The sequence below is a fragment of the Halomonas sp. DP8Y7-1 genome, assembly GCF_019801685.1.
Taxonomy (GTDB): domain Bacteria; phylum Pseudomonadota; class Gammaproteobacteria; order Pseudomonadales; family Halomonadaceae; genus Halomonas; species Halomonas litopenaei_A.
Genome location: NZ_JAHVIN010000002.1, coordinates 111,259 through 126,849 on the forward strand (window position 1 = coordinate 111,259; position 15,591 = coordinate 126,849).

The following is a 15,591-nucleotide window of genomic DNA, read 5'->3' on the forward strand; positions in this document are numbered from 1 at the left end:
ATGGAGGCTCACCCTCCTGTTGACCGCAGCAAACACCGCAGCGACTTTCTCGATAACCACAAAGGTGTTTCTCATATAGGCACGTTTATCGAAAAAGTGTCCTCCGCCAGACTGCACGCCGTCAAGTCGTCCCCCGGCGACGCCATCTCACAGGAGAGATACGATGCCTATTGCTCTGCTGGCGCTAACGCTTAGCGCCTTTGCCATCGGCACCACCGAGTTCGTGATTGTCGGCCTGGTGCCCACCATTGCTCAGGACCTTGCAGTGAGCCTGCCCTCTGCCGGACTGCTGGTCAGTCTGTACGCCGTCGGCGTGGCGGTCGGCGCCCCCGTGTTGACGGCACTGACCGGGCGCTTCAACCGCAAGTGGGTGCTGCTCGGCCTGATGACCCTGTTCATTGCCGGCAATCTGCTGGCCTGGCAGGCGCCCAGCTACGGCTCGTTGATCACCGCACGGGTGCTCACCGGCCTGGCCCACGGGGTGTTCTTCTCGATCGGTTCTACCATCGCCACCAGCCTGGTCGCCAAGGACAAGGAGGCCAGTGCCATTGCCATCATGTTTACCGGCCTCACCGTGGCGCTGGTGACGGGGGTACCGCTGGGCACCTGGATCGGCCAGACCTTTGGCTGGCGAGCCACCTTCCTGGTGGTATCGGGACTGGGCCTGATTGCCCTGTTGGGTAGCGCCCTGCTGATCCCCAACAACCTCAAGCGCGCGGCGCCGGCGACCCTAGGCCAGCAGTTCAAGGTGCTTACCCATCCGCGTCTGCTGCTGGTCTATGCGATCACCATCCTGGGCTACGGCGGCACCTTTACTGCCTTCACCTTTCTCGCACCGATTCTGGAGCAGGCCACCGGTTTCGCTCCCTCCATGGTCAGCCTGATCATGCTGGTCTACGGTGTCTCGGTGGCGTTCGGCAACATTTACGGTGGCAAGCTGGCAGACCAGATGGGGCCGATCCGGGCCTTGACGCTGATCTTCATCGGTTTGGCCGCGGTGCTGCTGGTGCTCAACGTGACCGCCGTCCACCCGCTAGCCGCCGTGCTGACGATTCTGGTCTGGGGCGCCTTTGCCTTTGGCAACGTGCCAGGCCTGCAGGTCTACGTGGTGCAACTGGCAGAGCGCTACGTGCCGGAAGCGGTCGATGTCGCTTCCGGACTCAACATCGCTGCGTTCAACATCGGCATTGCCTTGGGCTCAGTCGTCGGCGGCCAGGTCGTCGAGCACCTGGCACTGACAGACACCGCCTGGATCGGCGCGCTGATCGTGGTGGCTGCCCTGGCACTGACCCACCTGTCCGGTCGACTGGACCAGCGTCGTGCAGCACGCCTGGCCAATGCCTGAGCGCCGGACAAGCATTTCGTCTGCTAATTTTTCTTCCGCCCCCTTGAACTGACGACGTTGCCACCGCATGTCCAAAGATGAACATTGGCACGACGTTGCGACGGCCAAGGCCGCCGCTCAAGGAACTGCATCCCCGGGATCACGACAGTGCCCGGGGCCGCTCTCGACGACCAAGGAGCCAAGATGTCAACGCTTATCCCTAACCCCGGCCTCGGTACCTTCCGCCTGACGGGCGACACCCTGCGCCACGCAGTGACCACCGCCCTGAAGCTCGGTTACCGTCACCTGGATACGGCTCAGTTCTATGGCAACGAGGCCGAAGTCGGCTCGGCCATCGCAGCAAGCTCGGTTCCGCGCAGCGAGATCTTTCTGACCACCAAGGTGTGGTGGGATCGTCTGGAGCCAGTGGCGCTCAAGGCCAGCGTCGAGGAAAGCCTGTCCAAGCTCGGCACAGACTATGTGGATCTCCTGCTGATCCACTGGCCCTCGCCGGACGATGAAGTGCCGATGCGTGATTACCTGACCGCGCTGAAAGACGTCAAGGATGCAGGCAAGGCCCGCCATATCGGCGTCTCCAACTTCACCAAGGCGCAGATCGACCAGGCGGTGGATATTCTCGGCAAGGGTGAAATTCTGACCAATCAGATCGAGGTTCACCCCTTCCTGCAAAACCGCGAGCTGGTTGCCCACTGCGAAAAACACGGCATCACCCCCACCGCCTTCATGCCGTTGGCAGTCGGCAAGGTGCTCGAGGACGACACGCTGAAGGCCATCGCCGAAAAGCACGATGCCAACCCGGCACAGGTGGCCATCGCCTGGCTGCATCAGCTCGGCATTCCGACCTTCCCCTCCTCCACCAAGGAGAAGAACCTGAAGAGCAACCTGGAGGCGCTCAAGCTGGAGCTGTCAGAGGAAGAGATGGACGCCATTGCCAAGCTCGACCGCGGCGAGCGCGTCGCCAACCCGGACTTCGCGCCCAAGTGGGATCAGTAAGGCGCCGCGGCTCCAGTGGCTGAATAACGCACTGGGCCGCTACCCGCCAAGGGTTGCTGGCCCATCGGTCCCGGCACGGCCTGAGGCAGGAGCGTAACGCCCCAGGTGACGGCGCCACGAGCAGACACCTGCTCGTGGCGCCGTTTTTGCAGGCCTCCGCCTTGCCTCCGCCTTTCCTTTCAGCTCACCTTCTCAGCTCGCCCTCACTGCCCCTTTTTCAGCAGCCTCAAGAAAGCGGATCACGTCGCCCTGAAAGTGGCTCAGATGCCGCTTGATCCGTTCATCCGACCAGTCCCACCACGCCAGACGCTCGAGTCGACCGGCGACGCCAGGGTCGTCGAAGCGTGGGCGCAGCACTCGGGCGGGATTGCCCACCACGATGTGGTAAGCCGGCACGTCCTTGGTCACTACACTGCCCGCGCCCACAATGGCGCCGTTGCCGATGGTGACTCCGGGCAACACGATGGCACCGTGGCCGATCCAGACGTCGTGGCCGATGTTGACGCGGTCCGCTTCGCGCCAGGCAAAGACCTCGGGGTCGACGGCCTCGTCGCTGAAGCCAAACTTGCCGGGACGATAGCTGAAGTGGTGCAGGGTAGGCCGCCACCAAGGGTGATTGCTGGGGTTGATGCGCACGCTGGCCGCGATCGAACTGAACTTGCCCACACGGGTGAACATGACATCGCCATCCCGCTCGATGTAGCTGTAGTCCCCCAGGCTTACGTGGTTGAACACGCAGCGACTGCCCACCTCGGTGAAACGGCCAAGCTGGCTGGCGTGAAGCCGCGCATCATCGGCCACGTTGGGCGCCTCGCTAAGCCGCACCGAGGTGGGCTGATCCACGGCTCGGGCAGGCGCCGAAGAGGTGTCGGGGGCATGGGATTCAGAGTGCATGTGGTGTTGTCCTCTCAGCAGACCGCATCGAGTCGGTGCCAATCTTCCAGCGTCTCGCCATCTCTGGCAAAACGTACCTTGGGCGGCAACGCTACTGGCTCCGCCAGGCGTTCTGCATCCAGCTCGTGGCTGATGTGGGTGAGATAGGCCCTGGGGGGATCGAGCCGAGTAATGATCTCCAGGGCCTGGGTAATATTGTTGTGGTTGCGCGTCTCGCGCTGGCTCGCCGGGTGGCAGGCATCCAACACCACGATGTCGGGCCCCCATTCCCGCAAGAAGCGCTCGGTGGCACCGGGCAGACCGCAGGTATCGGTCAGGTAGGCCAGCCGCGTGCCGCCGTCATCCAGGCAATACCCCAAGGTGGGCTTGCTGTGATTGAGCGGCACCGGCGTGACCGTCATCCCGTCCAGACCCAGCGCCTTGAACGGCTTGAGCCCTGGCTGAAAATCGAGAATGCCGCTGTTGCGATAGAGATCCGCGCAACCGTTGGGATCCTTGGGCCCATACACCGGTATATCGGCGCCGGTCCCCCAGCGCAGATGGAACAGGCCCTGAACGTGGTCGGCGTGATAGTGGGTGATGAAAAACGCCGCCGGGCGCTCCAGTTCACAGCTGTGAGCCAGATCCATACGCCCGGCATCGAGCAGATAGCGCCTGCCATCGACCCTGACTTCGGCACAGCAGGGACCGCGCTGATGGCTCGAGAACACACGTGCCCTGGTGCAGGCACGGCAGTCGCAGCCAAAGCGAGGCACCTGGGCACTGTCGCCGGTGCCGGTGAAGCGAAACTCCATGGTGATCTCCTGACATCAGGGGCTCAGGCAAAGCCGGTATGGTCTCGGGCCGTCGCGGCCAGACCGCGCATCGGGGGCAGCACGCGCAGCGGTCTGCGCTTGCCTCGGTCTGGCAGCCGACAGGCTCAGCGGCACGCCGTATCCACCAGGGCTTCCAGCGCCCCCACGCTGACCGCCAGCGCACCACCGTTATCCAGGCGGGCAACGGTCGGATAGTCACGTTCAAGCTCCGCCTCCACCTCGGCATGGCGAGCCAGACGCGCCTCGATCTGCTCGCGGCACTCGCGCCCGCGCTTGACGAGGCGCTGTCTCAGCACCTCTCCAGGAGCGGTCACCACCACCGGCAGCAGCTGGTCGCCGAAGCGCTCCCGGGCCTGGCACAGCGCTCGACGACTACCGTTGAGCAGCACCGTTGCTCCCGACTCGAGCCAGCACTCGACCTCGATGCCCACGCCGTAGTGCAGCCCATGGGCCTGCCAATCCAGGCAGAACAGGCCTCGCCCGCGCCGGGCCAGGAATTCGGCCTCGGACAGCGCCAACGAATCTTCGCCAAGACCACTGGCCCGAGTGATGTAGCGATGGGCCACCAGCAGGTCCGGGCGCTGCTGGCGGAGGGCAACCAGCAGGCTGTCCTTGCCCACGCCACTGGCCCCGATCAGATACACCAGCATCAGTGCACCTGCCTGCCGGCGCTCCACACCCGAGCGACCAGCGGGTGTCCGTCGATCTCGCGTACTCGCAACAGGTCGGCGCGCAGTCCTTGGGCGATGCGCCCGCGGTCATCAAGCCCCACCGCCTCGGCAGGGTGCCTACAGGCCGTCGCCACCGCTCGCGGTAGGTCGTAACCACCTTCCATCGCAGCGATGCGAAAGACGGCATCGAGCAGGGCTGCCGGATAGTAGTCGGAGGACAACACATCCAGCACGCCCATGCGCACCAGCTCGGCGGCGGCAATGTTGCCGGAGTGGGAGCCACCACGCACCACGTTGGGCGCCCCCATCATCACCGCCATCCCATGCCGGTGAGACGCTTCCGCGGCTTCACGGGTGGTGGGGAACTCCGCCACCCGAGTGCCATACTCCAGGCTCTCGGCCACGTGGGCGACGGTGGCATCGTCATGGCTGGCCAGCGCCAGCCCACGCTCACGGCACAGCGATGCGATGGCACGGCGGTGGGAGCTCGAGTAGGCGGCACTGTTGGCCAGCTGCTTTTCGATAAAGGCTTCAAGGCTGGCGTCGTCCAGGCCGTACTTGCCCTGGTAGTAGATGCGATAGGCGTCGAGACTGGCGAACTGGCGCTGACCCGGCGAATGATCCATCAGCGAGACCAGCCCCAGCAGCGGCGAGTCCATGAAGCCTTCAAAGCGCGTCAGGGTGTCCGGGTGACACACCTCACAACGCAGGTGCAGGCGGTGGTCGACCCTTGCCATGCCATTGTCATTGATCGCCGCCAGCGACCCCACCATCTCGTCCAGAGCCTCGTGGCGCATGCTTTGCTCATCGACATCACCGATGGATACCGCGTCGAACACCGTGGTGATGCCGCTGGCGGCCATCTGCGCGTCATGGGCCAGCGCCGCCTGACGACCAGGCCAGCTCACCTTGGGCCGGGGCTGAAAGTACTTTTCCATATTGTCGGTATGCAGCTCGATCATGCCGGGCATCACGATATCCCCGTCACAGTCGATCGCCCCGGGAAGCGATACCGGGCCACGCTCGATGGCCTTGATGATGCCATCCTTGATGACGAGACTGCCGCTGATCACCTCGTCGTCGAGCACCAGGCGCGCATTGGTCAGGATCTGATCTTGGCTCATGCGGAAAACTCCCCATCGTTATCGTCGCGACGCCCAGCGCCACCGACCAGCATGTGACCTTCCAGTTCGAGCAGCCGATCGGCCACCCGCTCGCGGACTTCCTCATCGTGGAAGATGCCCAGCATGGCACTGCCACGGGCCTTGGCCTCCTCGATCAGCGTCACCACCACCTCTCGGTTGGCGGCGTCCAGCGATGCGGTGGGCTCGTCGAGCAGCAGCAACGGATGCTCGGCAATAAAGCCACGGGCAATGTTGACGCGCTGCTGTTCGCCGCCGGAGAAGGTACCTGGCGCCAGGTCCCACAGGCGTTCCGGCAGGTTGAGCCGCGCCAGCATGGCCTCGGCGCGGTGGCGTGCTTCCTGCTCGTCGCAGCCCCGCACCAGCAGCGGCTCCATCACCACTTCCCGCGCCGACACGCGGGGTACCACCCGAAGAAACTGGCTGACATAGCCGATCACATCGCGCCGCAGCAGATGCCACGCATGGGCGGGCAGGCCAGCGAGCTCAAGTTCGCCATCATCGAAGTGCAGGGTCAGGCTGCCGCCACTGATGCGGTAGTTGCCGTTCACCATCTTCAACAGGGTGCTCTTGCCGATACCGCTGCGGCCGGCCAGCACCAGACACTCGCCGGGGGACAGGTCCAGTTCGAGTCCACGCATCACGGGCAGTGCCTGGCCGCCCTGGGCGTGCAGCACAAAGGTCTTGTCGAGCCGTCGGGCAGTAAGAAAAGGGGACGTCATCGTCAACTCCTGAGAAACCATCATGGCGTCAGCACCGAGGACACCAGCAGCTGGGTGTAGGGATGCTGTGGATCATCGAGGATCTGGTCGGTCAGCCCGGCCTCCACTACCCGGCCCCGACGCATCACCATCAACCGGTGGGCCAGCAAGCGCGCCACGGCCAGATCGTGAGTCACCAGAATCACCGACAGGCCGAGCTCTCGGGTCAGGGTGCGCAGCATGTCCAGCAAGCGAGCCTGGACCGATACATCGAGCCCTCCGGTGGGCTCGTCCATGAACACCAGGCGCGGCTGGGTCACCAGGGTGCGCGCGATCTGCAGGCGTTGCTGCATCCCCCCGGAAAAGGTCTGGGGGGCATCGTCGATACGCTCGGGGTCGAGTTCGACCCGGCTCATCCAGTCCTGGCCGGCGGCACGCAGCTCGCCATAGTGGCGCTGGCCCATCGCCATCAAGCGCTCGCCAACGTTGGCGCCAGCAGAGACCCCCAGGCGCAGGCCATCACGCGGGTTCTGGTGAACCAGGCCCCACTCCATGCGCAGCAGTGCCCTTCTGCGTGCCTCGCTGATGGCGTACAGGTCGAGCTCGCCATCGCTGCCCATCTCGCCCGCCACTCCTGCGCAGCCCTGTTCAGCCGGGTGATAGATCACCTGCCCCTGGTCCGGCTTCTCCAGGCCGGACAGCACGCGCAGCAACGTCGACTTGCCCGAGCCGGACTCGCCGACGATCCCCAGCACCTCCCCCTGGTGCAGGGTGAAGTCGATCTCTTCGCAGCCCTTGCCAGGGCCGTAGAGGCGCTGAATACCGCGAGCCTTCAGCAGCGCGGGCCGTTCAAGCTGTGGACGCTTCATGCCATGTCCTCGCGGCGAGTGTTGCAATAGTCAGTGTCAGAGCACACGAACATGCGCCCTCCCTGGTCATCGGTGATGACCTCGTCCAGGTAGCTGTCGGTCGCGCCACAGATGGCGCAGGGCTGCTCCCAGGCCTGGATCTCGAAGGGATGATCCTCGAAGTCGAGGCTCTCCACCCGGGTATGCGGGGGAATCGCATACAAGCGCTTCTCGCGCCCGGCACCGAATAGCATCAGTGCCTCGCTCATGTGCAGCTTGGGGTTGTCGAACTTGGGGATCGGCGAGGGATCCATCACATAGCGGCCATCCACCTTGACCGGATAGGCATAGGTGGTGGCGATATGGCCGTGGTGAGCAATGTCCTCGTACAGCTTGACGTGCATCACCCCGTACTCTTCCAGGGCATGCATGACGCGGGTCTCCTCCTCGCTGGGCTCAATGAAGCGCAGCGGCTCAGGGATAGGCACCTGGAAGATCAGGATCTGGTCCGCCCGCAGGGTCTTCTCGGGAATCCGGTGACGGGTCTGGATGACACTGGCCTCGCCGGTGGCCGTGGTCGTCTCGACGCCGGCTACGCGCTCGAAGAAGGCGCGGATGCTGACCGCATTGGTGGTATCGTCCGCCCCCTGATCGATCACCTTGAGGGTGTCGTCGGCCCCCAGCACGCTAGCCGTCAGCTGCATGCCACCGGTGCCCCAACCGTAGGGCATCGGCATCTCGCGACCGCCGAAGGGCACCTGGTAACCCGGAATTGCCACGGCCTTGAGCAGTGCCCGCCGAATCATGCGCTTGGTCTGCTCATCCAGATAGGCAAAGTTGTAGCCGCTGGCCTCGCCTTGGGCGGCGTCCGCGATACTGCTGTTGGCGATCATTGGGCGCACTCCTTGGAAGCGGTGGGCGCTGTGGCAGTGTCTGCGGCGGTGTCAGCACCGCTCGCCTGCGCGTGCCGGGTGTCGCCTTGGGTGCGCTCTGCGTGTTCGCGGCGCAACCGGCGAATCAGGTCCAGCTCGGATTGGAAGTCGACGTAATGGGGCAGCTTGAGGTGTGAGACAAAGCCCGATGCCTCGACGCTGTCGGCGTGGGCCAGCACGAACTCGGCCTGCTGGGCGGGGCTCTGAATCGGCTCACCCAGCTCCTCGGCACGCAGTGCCCGGTCGACCAGTGCCATGGCCATGGTCTTGCGCTCGTTGCGGCCGAAGGCCAGGCCGTAGCCTCGGGTGAACTGCGGGGCGCTGTCGCCATTGCCCGCGAACTGGTTGATCATCTGGCATTCGCTCATGACGATCTCGCCAACGCAGATCGGTGCGTCAAAACCCTCGACCTCGATCTCCACCTCCACCGTCCCCTGGCGAATCTCGCCGGCAAAGGGGTGGTTGCGGCCATACCCCCGCTGAGTGGAGTAGCCCAGCGCCAGCAGATACCCTTCGTCGCCGCGAGCCAGCATCTGCAGGCGTGTCGCACGATCCACCGGGAAGTCGGGGGGATCACGGGTGATGTCATAGGGCTCGCTGCCATCATCCTGCTCCCGCTCGATCAGCCCCTCCTGGTTCAAGCAGTCGAGAATCTGGGGGCAGGCCTCAAGGTCTTGATCCGCCTGTTCCGGTTCTGCCACGTCACGGTCACCACCCGCCAGCAGCATGAAATCCAGCAGGCGGTGGGTGTAGTCATAGGTCGGCCCCAGCACCTGACCGCCGGGCACGTCCTTGAAGGTGGCGCTGATGCGCCGTTCGATGCACATGTCGCTGGTATTCACCGGGCGGGTCTCGGCCAGTCGCGGCAGCGTGGTGCGGTAGGCACGCAGCAGAAATACGGCTTCCACGGTGTCACCGCTGGCCTGCTTGAAGGCCAGCGCTGCAAGCTCCGGGTCGTACAACGAGGCCTCGGCCATGATGCGATCCACCGCGAGCCCCAGCTGGTCCTGAACCTGAGCCACGGCCAGCTCGGCCTGCTGACGGTCACCCCGACGGCGATCTGCCATCCAGCGATGGGCATTGGCGATGGCCTTCTCGCCTCCTTTGACGGCAACGTACATCAGGCAATCTCCTCACGGGCAGATGACAACTCAGGCTGCTCCAGTCCAGGGCCGCTAAGGCGGGTGCTACGGGCAATGGCGGTAAGCTGCGTGCCACAGGTAATAAAGGCATCCAGGCCTCGCGGGAAACGACCACGATTGGCGTGCAGCACGCGCATCAGTGGGCGTACCTGATCGGGATCCCCCAGTCCCAGGCGACGCTCGCCGGGCACGCCTGGCCCACAAAGCTGCCAGTCACCTTGGCTTTCGATGGTCTCGACCATCACGATCAGCGTGGTGCTGCGATCCGGCCAGGCATCGGAGCCCAAGGCAAATTCCTCGACCTGGGTGAGCGTCGTCGGCGTCACCAGCGCGAAGTCGGCGTTGGCCGGGTCCGGTGTGACCCGGGCGCCGGTATGAAAGGCCAGGGCTGCCGCGAGGCCTGCCCCGGAAAGCGTGGCATCGATCCAGACTCGGGTTTCCAGATCACACAGGGCCAGCAGCGTCCCCCAGGCGGCCGACGAAATCGCTGCTCCCGGCGGCAGCGACGGCAACGCCATGCTGGTCAAGGTGCCCGGCTCCGACATGCACCCCAGCAAGCGCCGAAAGCGCTGCTGGGCGTCGTGTACAGCATCGGTCAGGCCTGGCCAGTCGTGTGGTCTGACGCTTTCCTCGCGTGGTGCTGTCATGTTCATTCGCCCCTTACCATGGTGAAGAAGTCGACGCGCGTGGCCGCAGACTGGCGCGACGCCTGTTCGCGTTGCTGTGATAGTTCTTGCGCCAGCGGCGCCATCAGTTCGCTGTCGATGCGCCGGGCCCAGTGGTCGTGTCGCGCACAGGCATCGACCAGCGCGATCAGTTCAGCGTGGGCCTTGTCTCGGCCGCGGACCCAGCCATGTCCCAGCGAGCCGTCGTCCAGGGCCACGCTGGCTCTGGTCAATGTCATCTCACCCAGGTTGAAGGCGGAGCCACTGCCGCCCATGCGCCCGCGTACCATGGCCATGCCGGTTTCTGGTCCGCGCACACAGCGATGTCTCGCCTGGATTCCCAGTGACTGCCAGCCTTGGGCAAGACGTTCGAAGGGCGTCAACGCCAGCAGGCGGTGACGTTGCATTGGGGTCATGGTCGACGTCATGAGAGAGCCTCGTCGTCTTGAAACTGCGGACGTTCGTCCGTCGGAAAGTCGAAGTGGTAGGCAACACGATCGGCGCGAGCGCGACTGACGGAGATTTCGACCAGCCGCCCCTCCTCGTCGACGTTGTCACTGGTCAGCACCATCAGTGGAGCCTGCCGCGGGCAGCGCAGCAGCCGACTGTCGGCGTCATCGGCCTGGACGGCTTCCAGCCGCACCCTTGAGCGGCTCAGCCGCAGCCCATAGTGTTGATCCAGCAGTGCCCGGGTAGAGCCACCGCGATAGCGGTCTTGCCAACCGGGTACCCGTCGCGGGTCGAACCAGTGGCGCAAGCGCAGCAGCGGCGCTTCATCCACGTAGCGCACCGTGTCGACACACAGCAGGCTGTCCCCCGGGGCGCAGCCGAAGCGCTGTGCAATGGCTTCCGGGGGCACCACCATCGCCTGGGTCAGGCAGCAGGTCTCGGTCGCCAGGCCCAGCTCAGCCAGGTTGTGCGTCACCTTGCTGGCGGCATTCACCGCATAGTCCAGGCGGCGATCCACCACCTGGGTGCCACGCCCCTGATGGCGTGTCACCATTCCAGCAGCCACCAGTTCGTCCAGCGCCCGACGCACGGTGTGACGGTTGACGCCGAAGCGTCGTGCCAGTGCCGCTTCGCTGGGCAGCAGGTCGCCGGCGCGATAGCTCCCGCGCACTTCCCTGGACAACACATCGGCAAGCATGCGGTAGCGCGGCAGCCCTGCGGCTTCGGCAACTTGTCTAGACATCTTCACTCCAAAAAAAGAAGGCGATGTAGCACAGCCGTGTGGAGCTGATGGCGGTCGTGGCGCAAGCTGCCACGACCGCGATCAGATAAAGCGTTTACGCACCAGCTGTGACGCCATGTCCAGGGAGGTCACGGCGACGATGATGACCAGCATGATGGTGGCGGTTTCGGCATACTGAAATCCGCGCATGGTTTCCCACAGCGCCACGCCAATGCCACCGCCGCCTACCATCCCGAGCACCGTGGCCGAACGAATGTTGGACTCGAAGCGATACAGGCTGACCGAGATCCACAGCGGCAATACCTGCGGGATCAGGCCAAAGATGATCTCCTCGATACGCCCGGCACCGGTCACCCGTATGCCCTCCATCGGGCCCGCTTCGGCGGCTTCCACCGCCTCGGAGAACAGCTTGGCGAGAACGCCGGTGGTGTGCACGAACAGCGCCAGGGTGCCGGCAAAGGGTCCCAGCCCTACGGCCACCACAAACAGCATGGCAAATACCAGCTCGTTGATGGCACGGGTGGCATCCATCAGTCGGCGCACCGGCTGGTATACCCACCAGGGCACCAGGTTCTCGGAGCACAAGAGGCTCGCTGGAATCGCCACCAGAATGGCCAGCAGGGTGCCCCATACCGCGATCTGAATCGTCACCAGCATCTGGTCAATGTAGTGATCCAGGTTGCCCAGCGCAGGCGGGAAGAAGTCGCCGGCCAACGTTGCCATGTTGCTGGCATTGGTAAACAGCAGGCTGGGCTGCATCTCGACGCCCTGCCAGGACCAGGCCAATACCGCCAGGCCCAGACCCCATAGCGCCAACGTGGTCCAGCTGCGCTTGGGCGGCATGCTGATACCGGATAATTGGGTTTGAGTGCTCATGCGCTCTCCACAGAGGGCTTAAGTCATGCGCTGTCACGAACGGCGCTGAAACCGAGGCCGGGCCGCCGATAGACGGCCCGGCGAACCATCAACCTGCGTTGGCGGCGGCGTCTTCGGGCATTGCCTCGGCCGCCTGGATGGCCTTCATGCGCGTATCGAGGTCATCGAGTTGGCCATCGATCTCGGCCAGACGGGCCTCGCGGTCCCCTTCACTCAGGCTGTCATCCTTGGCCACTTCAGAACGCTCCTTGAACAGGGCCAACTGACGGATCGGCAGCAGCTGATCATTGCTGGAAGCGACGAATTCGGCCCATTGCAGCGGCTCGAGGATGGCCTGCTCGTCGGCATCGTCGCCATAGCTCATGAAAAACTCGCGCAGGGTGTCCTTGGTGGCCTCATCCAGATCACTACGCCACACCAGCGGATCGGACGGGATCAGCGGCGACTTCCAGATCACCCGCAGCTGCTCGGCCTTGTCGGGCGCCGTCACTTCCAGACGCTGCATGCCTTCAGTGTTGAAGGTAGCCACGTCGACCTGCTTGTTGGCCACGGCCAGTGCGTTGGTCTCATGACTGGAATTGAGCGTGCGCTTGAAGGCGGTAGCGGCGTCGACGCCATTCTTGGCAAAGACGTAGTAGCCCGGTACCAGGAAGCCGGAGGTGGAATTGGGATCACCGTTGCCGAACACCAGATCGGAGGCATTGGACAGCACGTCGTCGACGTCATGCAGGTCGCTATCCTGGTGGGCGATCATCAAGCTCCAGTAGCCGGGGGAGCCGTCCGCGGCCACGGTCTGGGCGAAGATCTCGCCTCCTGCACGGTCCACCGCCTCCATGGCCGCCTTGTTGCCGTACCAGGCCAGGTCAATCTGGCCAAATCGCATGGCCTGGATCACCGCAGCGTAGTCAGTGGCGAAGAACGGCTCGACCTCCATCCCTACCTGCTCGGACATGTCCTCGAGGAAGGGGTCCCACAGCGGTGCCAGGTTCTGGCTCGCTTCGGTGGAGATAATGCCGAACTTGAGGGTATCGGCGGCCGCCAGCTGAGTGACGGCAGCAAGACCAAGACCTGCCATCAGCGGCAGCGACAGGCGGCGAACATTAGCAAAAAGCATGGGTATCTCCTGGGGGGTGCAGGGGGTGTTCTAGATAAGAGGTGATGCAGTCGTTGTCGGTATCGCGTTGGATTGCCGTCAGCCGTCCGAACTAGACATGCGCCGCCACCGCGGGCTGGGCATGGGCCGGCTCTCGGGTCGGCGATGGCAAGTCGGGCTGGGCGCCGGAACGAAGCTCATCGAGCCCGGCGTTTTCGTACAGGGTGCTGAGGCGCGCATCGGTCAGCTCAGAGGTCTTGCCGTCGAAGTACAGCCGACCATCCTTGAGCGCGATGGCGCGATGACAGTAACGCCGGGCGATGTCGACTTGATGCAGGGTGATGACGACCGTACGACCGTCCTCGGCATGAATTCGCTGAAGAATCTCCATCACTTCACGGGCACTTCGCGGATCCAGCGATGCAATGGGCTCGTCGGCGAGAATCACGTCGGCGTCCTGCATCAATACCCGCGCGATCGCCACGCGCTGCTGCTGGCCACCGGAGAGCGTATTGGCGCGCTGATAGGCCATGCCCTCCAGGCCGACCCGGGCGAGGCACTCGAGGGCCCGCTGCTTCTCTTCCTGACTGAAGCGCCCGCTGAGCGCGCGCAGGCGAGGCATGCGCCCCAGCTGCCCGATCAGCACATTGGTCAGCACACTCAGGCGATTGACCAGGTTGAACTGCTGGAAGATGTAGCCAACACGGCAGCGCTGGCCACGACTGGCACGCTTGATCCGGCCACTGGCCTGTACCTCGCGGCCCAGCAGGCTCACCCGACCGCCGGTATGTCGGTTACAGCAGGTCAATCCGACCAGGTGGCGCATCAATGTCGACTTGCCGGAACCGGAGGGACCGATCAGGGCAACGATGTCGCCTGGGGTGATCTCGAAACTGACGTCCTCGAGCACTTGGCGATGGCCGAACGTCTTGTTGAGTCGCTCGACGACGATGGTGGGGATGGACATGATGCCTCTCCTCTTGGAATGGCATCAGTCTGCAGGCGGCAGGTTAAGGCATGTTGTCTAGACAATGTCATTGATGTGACAAATTCACCCGGACGCATCGACGTCAGCCCAGGCCTTTTCAGACAATTATTTTAAAAAACAGGACATTAAATATTGGCGTCACTGTGCTGTAACGCAAATGCCACCGCACAGCCATATTCCGCTCGAGCGCTGTCCGTGTTCGCTTGAGGCGACGACTCACGGCGGTGCAGCGATGAGCTGGCGTGCTGTTCAGGCGATCGGATACCCGCCGAAGGTGGCCTGACAGGAGCAAGGGATACCCGGGATAGCGCCAGGCCATGGGCATGATTGGCAGGTTCAAAGGGAAAGTTCTGGCAACCGCGACCAGACTGACAGACAGCGCACCTGAAAGAGGCAGCGTCCCTGTGAAAGGTAACGTCCCTGTGAAAGGTAACGTCCCTATAAAAGGTAACGTCCCTATGCGAGACAGCCTATGCAGCATCTGAGCCTGGAACCCAGCGCGCTGGAAGTCACCGACCTGGCCACCATGCATCGTTTCTTCGAACAGGTGCTGGAACTGCGGCCATTGGTGGTGAGCGCCACAGGCGTCACTCTGGAGCTAGGCGGTGGGGACACGACTCACGTGCTGATGCTACTTGCCAGCACGACGCCGACCCCACCGCGCACCATTAATCTGGAGGTCAGTGCAGCGGACTTTCCCAGGCTGCGCCAGCGCCTGGAGCAATGCGGAGACGCCTGCGGGTGGGTGAGAAGCTGGGATGCGCCCGACAGCGCCTCGCCTCAATGCGCCTTCCGAGTCGTGCTGTGCCGGCTTCCGGAAGGCCATTGGCTAAGGCTGACCGCCATCGACCCCAGCGCGTGCCGGCATGTCACCTTAGCCCGCACCCAGCGCGATACTCCGCGCCGGTGATCCGTCAGTCGAAACCCTCATCCAGCGCCTCGTCATCGTCCTGCAACAGGCGTTTGCGGCGCTCATCACGCTGCTTCTGCACCCGATTGTTGCGATAGCGTCGCGCCACGGCCACAGCCAGCGCCACAACCAGCATGAGCAGCAACGTCAGGCCTTGCCACGGCCGCGGTGACTCCAGGGTCGAGCCGAGCACGAAGATCATGATGAAACCCAGCGCCTGACTACTGATGGCCAGCGCGCGCAGAGGGTCGAAGGTCTTGGGTGAGGGCATCACGCATCCTGATAAATGAGGGACTGGCGGCCTGACGCAAGATGACAGCGCCCGACGAGCGCAGTAGCCTTGCCGAATCGGGTTCGCCCAGTGTACCTGCTCGCTATCGACTT

At 64.0% G+C, this 15,591-nt stretch carries 18 protein-coding genes; 3 read left to right on the top strand and 15 right to left on the bottom strand.

The features are described 5' to 3' along the window. The first annotated feature begins 163 nt into the window (after positions 1-163). Together KUV41_RS01300 and dkgB are read left to right on the top strand one after the other, a co-directional pair. Positions 164-1,345, top strand: coding sequence for an MFS transporter (locus tag KUV41_RS01300; RefSeq protein WP_206944102.1), 1,182 nt, complete (start codon positions 164-166; stop codon positions 1,343-1,345). A gap of 183 nt (positions 1,346-1,528) precedes the next feature. Further along, positions 1,529-2,338: a 2,5-didehydrogluconate reductase DkgB gene (gene dkgB / locus KUV41_RS01305; protein WP_222164114.1), complete on the top strand. Its 810-nt coding sequence runs from the start codon at positions 1,529-1,531 to the stop codon at positions 2,336-2,338. Positions 2,339-2,530: 192 nt separating this feature from the next. On the opposite strand, the gene KUV41_RS01310 is transcribed toward dkgB, so the two are convergent. From KUV41_RS01310 to phnC, 14 genes are all read right to left on the bottom strand, one after another. Further along, positions 2,531-3,232, bottom strand: a complete 702-nt coding sequence (locus tag KUV41_RS01310; protein WP_222483833.1) for a DapH/DapD/GlmU-related protein — start codon at positions 3,230-3,232, stop codon at positions 2,531-2,533. 14 nt (positions 3,233-3,246) lie between these two features. Continuing rightward, complete coding sequence (gene phnP, locus KUV41_RS01315; RefSeq protein WP_222164116.1) at positions 3,247-4,026, bottom strand: phosphonate metabolism protein PhnP; 780 nt, start codon at positions 4,024-4,026, stop codon at positions 3,247-3,249. A 125-nt stretch (positions 4,027-4,151) separates the two neighbouring features. Next, on the bottom strand, positions 4,152-4,697 hold the full coding sequence (gene phnN, locus KUV41_RS01320) for a ribose 1,5-bisphosphokinase (RefSeq protein WP_222164117.1): 546 nt from the start codon (positions 4,695-4,697) through the stop codon (positions 4,152-4,154). Then, positions 4,697-5,842 carry an alpha-D-ribose 1-methylphosphonate 5-triphosphate diphosphatase gene (locus KUV41_RS01325; protein ID WP_222164118.1) on the bottom strand — a complete coding sequence of 382 codons (1,146 nt, stop codon included), beginning with the start codon at positions 5,840-5,842 and terminating at the stop codon, positions 4,697-4,699. Before KUV41_RS01325 ends, phnN begins: the two co-directional genes overlap by 1 nt. Beyond that, positions 5,839-6,582: a phosphonate C-P lyase system protein PhnL gene (gene phnL, locus KUV41_RS01330; RefSeq protein WP_222483835.1), complete on the bottom strand. Its 744-nt coding sequence runs from the start codon at positions 6,580-6,582 to the stop codon at positions 5,839-5,841. Before phnL ends, KUV41_RS01325 begins: the two co-directional genes overlap by 4 nt. Before the next feature lie 20 nt (positions 6,583-6,602). Continuing rightward, the gene (gene phnK / locus KUV41_RS01335) at positions 6,603-7,430 is read right to left on the bottom strand and encodes a phosphonate C-P lyase system protein PhnK (RefSeq protein ID WP_222239084.1); all 828 of its coding nucleotides are present in this window, start codon (positions 7,428-7,430) and stop codon (positions 6,603-6,605) included. Beyond that, a complete protein-coding gene (locus tag KUV41_RS01340; RefSeq protein WP_206944120.1) occupies positions 7,427-8,302 on the bottom strand; it encodes an alpha-D-ribose 1-methylphosphonate 5-phosphate C-P-lyase PhnJ in 876 nt (291 codons plus the stop codon). Before KUV41_RS01340 ends, phnK begins: the two co-directional genes overlap by 4 nt. Beyond that, positions 8,299-9,462, bottom strand: a complete 1,164-nt coding sequence (locus KUV41_RS01345) for a carbon-phosphorus lyase complex subunit PhnI (protein WP_222164122.1) — start codon at positions 9,460-9,462, stop codon at positions 8,299-8,301. The genes KUV41_RS01340 and KUV41_RS01345 overlap by 4 nt, the downstream gene beginning before the upstream one ends. Beyond that, a complete protein-coding gene (gene phnH, locus KUV41_RS01350) occupies positions 9,462-10,130 on the bottom strand; it encodes a phosphonate C-P lyase system protein PhnH (protein WP_206944125.1) in 669 nt (222 codons plus the stop codon). The genes KUV41_RS01345 and phnH overlap by 1 nt, the downstream gene beginning before the upstream one ends. Before the next feature lie 2 nt (positions 10,131-10,132). After that, the gene (gene phnG, locus KUV41_RS01355) at positions 10,133-10,576 is read right to left on the bottom strand and encodes a phosphonate C-P lyase system protein PhnG (protein ID WP_261395880.1); all 444 of its coding nucleotides are present in this window, start codon (positions 10,574-10,576) and stop codon (positions 10,133-10,135) included. Then, entirely contained in the window at positions 10,573-11,340 is a 768-nt protein-coding gene (gene phnF / locus KUV41_RS01360; protein ID WP_206944128.1) for a phosphonate metabolism transcriptional regulator PhnF, read from the bottom strand. The genes phnG and phnF overlap by 4 nt, the downstream gene beginning before the upstream one ends. 81 nt (positions 11,341-11,421) lie before the next feature. Continuing rightward, positions 11,422-12,216: a phosphonate ABC transporter, permease protein PhnE gene (gene phnE, locus KUV41_RS01365; protein ID WP_206944130.1), complete on the bottom strand. Its 795-nt coding sequence runs from the start codon at positions 12,214-12,216 to the stop codon at positions 11,422-11,424. An 88-nt stretch (positions 12,217-12,304) separates the two neighbouring features. Further along, complete coding sequence (phnD, locus tag KUV41_RS01370) at positions 12,305-13,330, bottom strand: phosphonate ABC transporter substrate-binding protein (RefSeq protein WP_206944132.1); 1,026 nt, start codon at positions 13,328-13,330, stop codon at positions 12,305-12,307. A 91-nt stretch (positions 13,331-13,421) separates the two neighbouring features. Further along, the gene (gene phnC / locus KUV41_RS01375; protein ID WP_206944134.1) at positions 13,422-14,276 is read right to left on the bottom strand and encodes a phosphonate ABC transporter ATP-binding protein; all 855 of its coding nucleotides are present in this window, start codon (positions 14,274-14,276) and stop codon (positions 13,422-13,424) included. A 493-nt stretch (positions 14,277-14,769) separates the two neighbouring features. On the opposite strand from phnC, the gene KUV41_RS01380 reads away from it, so the two are divergent. Continuing rightward, the gene (locus KUV41_RS01380) at positions 14,770-15,207 is read left to right on the top strand and encodes a hypothetical protein (RefSeq protein ID WP_206944135.1); all 438 of its coding nucleotides are present in this window, start codon (positions 14,770-14,772) and stop codon (positions 15,205-15,207) included. A gap of 4 nt (positions 15,208-15,211) precedes the next feature. Here KUV41_RS01380 and KUV41_RS01385 read toward each other — a convergent pair whose 3' ends face one another. Then, a complete protein-coding gene (locus tag KUV41_RS01385; RefSeq protein WP_206944136.1) occupies positions 15,212-15,478 on the bottom strand; it encodes a hypothetical protein in 267 nt (88 codons plus the stop codon). Positions 15,479-15,591 lie beyond the last annotated feature (113 nt).